At 37.8% G+C, this 4,981-nt stretch carries 4 protein-coding genes; 1 reads left to right on the forward strand and 3 read right to left on the reverse strand.

The features are described from left to right. Positions 1 to 14: 14 nt before the first annotated feature. Entirely contained in the window at positions 15 to 1,430 is a 1,416-nt protein-coding gene (locus K2N75_RS05985; protein ID WP_297681675.1) for a Do family serine endopeptidase, read from the forward strand. 134 nt (positions 1,431 to 1,564) lie between these two features. Here K2N75_RS05985 and K2N75_RS05990 read toward each other — a convergent pair whose 3' ends face one another. From K2N75_RS05990 to cysK, 3 genes are all read right to left on the reverse strand, one after another. Next, positions 1,565 to 2,950 carry a hypothetical protein gene (locus K2N75_RS05990; protein WP_297681673.1) on the reverse strand — a complete coding sequence of 462 codons (1,386 nt, stop codon included), beginning with the start codon at positions 2,948 to 2,950 and terminating at the stop codon, positions 1,565 to 1,567. A 193-nt stretch (positions 2,951 to 3,143) separates the two neighbouring features. After that, on the reverse strand, positions 3,144 to 3,737 hold the full coding sequence (locus K2N75_RS05995; protein ID WP_297681671.1) for an acetate uptake transporter: 594 nt from the start codon (positions 3,735 to 3,737) through the stop codon (positions 3,144 to 3,146). 209 nt (positions 3,738 to 3,946) lie between these two features. Continuing rightward, a complete protein-coding gene (cysK, locus tag K2N75_RS06000) occupies positions 3,947 to 4,867 on the reverse strand; it encodes a cysteine synthase A (protein ID WP_297681669.1) in 921 nt (306 codons plus the stop codon). Positions 4,868 to 4,981 lie beyond the last annotated feature (114 nt).

Raw genomic sequence — 4,981 nt, forward strand, 5'->3', positions numbered from 1 at the left:
AAAGGAGATACAAAATGAACGCTAAAACTTTACTTTTAAGCACATTACTTGCAGGTAATGTTTTTGCTTTTGAAGTTGCAGAATTACCAAATATCCACGAGAGAGTAACTCCAGATATTTCACAAACAAAAATCTATTCTTATTACGATTCCATTAAGGAAGCTAAAAATGCAGTAGTAAATATTTCCACACAAAAGAAAGTCAAAGCACCTAATCTTCAAGGGCACCCCTTACTAAATGACCCATTTTTCAAGCAATTTTTTGGAGATGCCTTTGGTGCAATGATTCCAAAAGACCGCGTAGAACGAAGTTTGGGAAGCGGAGTAATCATCTCTAATGATGGCTATATCGTAACAAACAACCATGTGATTGACGGAGCAGACAAAATCCTCGTTTCCTTGCCTGAAAGTAATAAAGAATACGAAGCCAAAGTAATTGGTAAAGATTCCAAAAGCGATTTGGCGATTATCAAAATCAATGCAAAAAACCTACCATTTTTGAAATTTGCTTCTAGCAATGATTTGCAAGTAGGCGATGTCGTCTTTGCGATTGGAAATCCTTTTGGCGTGGGCGAAAGTATCACGCAGGGCATTATTTCTGCACTCAACAAAAACGGAATCGGAATTAATGATTATGAAAATTTTATCCAGACAGACGCTTCTATCAATCCGGGCAACAGCGGTGGCGCACTTGTAGATAGCCGCGGAGGCTTGATTGGAATCAATACCGCGATTCTTTCTCGCACAGGTGGAAATCACGGAATCGGATTTGCGATTCCGTCTGAAATGGTAAAAAAAATCTCCAAAGCCTTGATTGAAGATGGAGTGATTGAGCGCGGATATTTGGGCGTCAGCATTCAAGATGTCAGCGGAGATTTACAAGAGGTTTATAAAAATCAAAAGGGTGCGGTTGTCATTGCGATTGAAAAAGATTCACCCGCAGACAAAAGCGGCTTAAAGGTTTGGGATTTGATTACCAAAGTCAATCACAAAGAAATCAAAGGCGCAGCAGATTTGAAAAACATCATTGGAACTTTTAATCCAAAAGAAAAGGTAACACTCACAATCCTTAGAGACAAAAAGGAGCAAACCCTTAGCCTCTCACTTGCCAAAGCACCCAACGAAGCACAAGCAAGCAATGTAAAAGAAAATAGTGGGATTGCTGGGCTTGAAATCAGCGCCTTGAGCGCGGAAACAAAATCTAAATATGGAATCCCAAACAATGTTCAAGGCATATTGGTTACAAATGTTCAAGCAAACAGCAAAGCAGAGGAATTAGGATTTAGCAATGGGGACATTATTATCCAAATTGAAAGCTTTATCATTCAAGACATCAAAAGCTTCCACGAAGCAATGAATCGCTATAAAGGGCAAACTAAACGAATGTTAATTAATCGTGGCGGAAGAATCTTTAGTATTGTCGCGAAATAAAAAATCTGTGGGATTCTAGGTTAAAATCCCCTGCTCCTTTGCAAAAAATGGAGACAAAGTAAGCTTGCGATTCTATATGCAGATTACAAAATACTAATTCAAACCGCAAGAGTGGCAGTTTGAACGCTCACTCTTTAGACGCTCTCTAGCATATTTTTTAACAAAACTTCACTTTTAAGCCAATTTTCACGCGACGCTTCATCTAGTGATTCCAAGAAATTCTCGTCTAACATATCCTTTAGTTTTCTGCCATCAAGAATTTGTGCAGAATCCTCTGCGCTTGCTCCAAGATTGAGCAGGGTGTCATTCAAGGATTCCTTATTAAATTCTATCTTAAAGCTCTGAATCACTAGCACTTCTATACTGCTAGAATTGGCACTTTGTGCAGTTTTTAGGAAAACTGCTTCATTGGTGCTATTAAGAATCTCATTTAAGCTCAAACCACCATCAAAGTTGCTGTCTTGCGAAATAGAATGATTGATAAAATCGCTCAAATTATCAATAAATCCTACTTGCTCTAAGAATTTCTTTTGCATTTCCACATTGCCACCAAACTGCTCTGACACAGAAGAATAGCTCCCATTCATCAAACTTACAAGAGTTTTGAGATTCACACCTTCCTCTAAGCTAATCTTGCCATCACCATCTGTATCGCTACTAAGATAGCCCATTTTGTAGGCTGCATCGTAATAGAATCCCTTGACATAATCACTTGCGGCTTCAAGGCTTCCAAACTGCTCTGCTAGCTTCTGTGCATTTTCTTGTGTCAATGGCACACGCACCTGCTTGCCGCTTACCTCATCTGTAAATTCTACCGCGAAAGATTCCTGTGTTTCGCTTGTAGTGGAATCTTCTACCGCAGATTCTGCTTGAATCTCCAAAGGATTATAAGCAACTTTGTCTTGCTCACTTACATTGCTTGGCGCAGTAGAGGAAGTCGTAAAAATATGCTTATCAAAAAGCCCTCCGCTTGTTCTATCTGCTTCTCTTTTTGCTAATGAATCATTTTCTATATTTTGTTGGATAATTTGCTTTGCTTTTTTTGCTTCTTCTGCATCTTTTTCTGTTAAACTTGTTGCTTCTTGCAAAACATTAGGAATCGCATTTTGTGTTATATTCTGCTCTTTATCTAACACATTGACTGCGGATTTTAGTGCTGCATTTTGAGCCTTTGCGCTAAGCTGACTTTGTTTTCTTGCCTCGCTAGATTCTGAACCCTCGCCGATACTAAGCGAACTAGATTCGCCATTTTCTGCATCTTTTAGGCTTTTTTTAAGAGATTCTACATCCACTTCTTTAGCGATTTTCGCACTCACGCTTCCATTGCTTTGGAGTTGAGCGATTGCTTCTTGAATCAATTTTTGCTTTTTAAAATAATCCTCTTGGCTTGAAGTAATACTCAAACGTCTGTTTTCAGCAGATTTATTTTCTGGATTGAGAGCCTCTTGCATCCATTCTGAATAATTCACGCCCGCGACATAAGACTGCACACCAAATTGTTTTGAATACGAGTAAGACATTTTATCTCCTTAATTACAATATCCTTAAATATTATGAAGTTCATTCCTTTGCAAATTAAGAAGCAAAAATCATTCCTAAATGATGATATTCAAAAATATTTTTATAGATTCAATGCAGTTTGTAGTTTCATATAAATCCCAGCCCACAAAAGACAAATAGTAGAATCTTAAGATTCCACTAAAGAAGTGCGGATTATAATTTACCCACAGGCAAAAAGACTTTTCCAAAATGCGCATTCAACACCGCAGCCCCGCAACCATAAAACGAGAACAAAGCAATCCCAAGTTCCGAATACGCAGCCAATTCGTGCGCAAAATGAGACATTATATCAAAGGCATTCAATGCCAATCCGATAAATAAAAAATCTATCAAGATGAAAATAATCAACAAAATCTTATGTGTTTTCATTGCGCCAATCGTCATAAATAAAGTGAAGATTAAATAAGCCAAAAACGCAAATCCCAACTGCTTAGTATCTGCACTTTGAGCCAATTTTTCGCCAAAAACTCCATTTTGAATGAGCCAAGTCATTCCCATAGAATACCAAAAAAGTGCGTAAGCCCCAAAGGCAGTTGCACCAAAAGTATTGTTATGCTTAAAATCATTCAAGCAAGCAATCAATTGTGCAGTTGCACCAAGAAATATCGCCCAAGGAATCACCAAAGAAACACTAGAAGTAATACCCAATTTCTGCGAAGAAGCAACCAAAGTAATCACTGCCAAACCGAACAAACCCAATGCCGAAGGGTCTGCAACCAACACTTTTACCTCTTTTATCTCTCTCATCTTGTCCTCCTTGCGCCTAAGATTCTATACACAAAAAGGCTAACAAATTTGACGCACGATGTCAATAAATCTAGCAGATTCCTTGATATTTCTCTTTTACAATGTTACTAATATTCATTTATAGCAATGACGAATACTTTAGTTAAAATGGAAAAAGTTTAAATCAATAGATTAAAGATAGAAAGTTTTGTAAGGTTTTAGCTGGGGAGTTATTCCCCAACTTCATATAAATCTGTACTTAAATATCTCTCGCCTGTATCGCAAAGAAATGTTACAATATTGGCATTTGGATATTTTTTGGCTATTTCCTTTGCCGCCCATAGATTTGCACCGCTTGAGATTCCAATCAAAATCCCCTCTTGCCTTGCTGCTTTACGAGATTCTGCAATCGCCCACTCCACATCTACTTTCAAAATTTCATCAATCAAATCTGTTTGTAGAATTTTTGGAATAAATCCCGCTCCGATTCCCTGAATCTTATGTGGTCCGGGCTGCCCACCACTAAGCACGGGAGAGTTAATCGGCTCTACCGCGATGATTTTTACATCAGGATTCTTTGATTTTAGCACCTCGCCCACACCGCTTAATGTCCCTCCTGTACCTACAGCAGAAACAAGCACATCTACTTTTTCTAGTGCATCTAAAATCTCTAATGCGGTAGTTTCACGATGACTTTTAGGGTTAGCGAAATTTTCAAATTGTTGCAAGATAAAAGAATCTTTGATTTCTTGCTGTAATTCTAACGCACGATTGACTGCACCTTTCATTCCTTGCTCTTTTGGAGTCAAAACAAGTTTTGCACCCAATGCTGCCATTAATTTTCTGCGCTCTATACTCATAGATTCTGGCATTGTAAGGATTAGTTTAATACCTTTTGCTGCACAAATAGATGCAAGTCCTATCCCTGTATTGCCACTTGTTGGTTCAATGATTGTAGTATTTTGATGAATCGTGCCATTTTTTAACGCATCTTCAATCATTCCAAGTGCAATTCTGTCTTTGACAGAACCACTCGGATTTAAAAATTCGCATTTTGCATAAATATTCGCCCCAGCTTCATCAGACAATGCACGCATTTTCAAGAGGGGAGTTTTGCCAATCGCCTCTGCAATAGAATGAATCACTTTCATTTTCTATCCTTAAAAAAGTAAATTTAAAAATAAAATAATAATTCTGTAATACAGCACTAACTAATCTCCTTTAAGGCTTACTTATCATATTTTATTATTTCGCATATTTTATAT

The organism is Helicobacter sp. (assembly GCF_029067145.1).
GTDB lineage: Bacteria > Campylobacterota > Campylobacteria > Campylobacterales > Helicobacteraceae > Helicobacter_D.

Bases quoted from the DNA above. Each gene is read 5' to 3' on its own strand.
- cysK (WP_297681669.1), bottom strand. From the start codon at position 4,867: ATGAAAGTGATTCATTCTATTGCAGAGGCGATTGGCAAAACTCCCCTC.
- K2N75_RS05990 (WP_297681673.1), bottom strand. From the start codon at position 2,950: ATGTCTTACTCGTATTCAAAACAATTTGGTGTGCAGTCTTATGTCGCG.
- K2N75_RS05995 (WP_297681671.1), bottom strand. From the start codon at position 3,737: ATGAGAGAGATAAAAGAGGTAAAAGTGTTGGTTGCAGACCCTTCGGCA.
- K2N75_RS05985 (WP_297681675.1), top strand. From the start codon at position 15: ATGAACGCTAAAACTTTACTTTTAAGCACATTACTTGCAGGTAATGTT.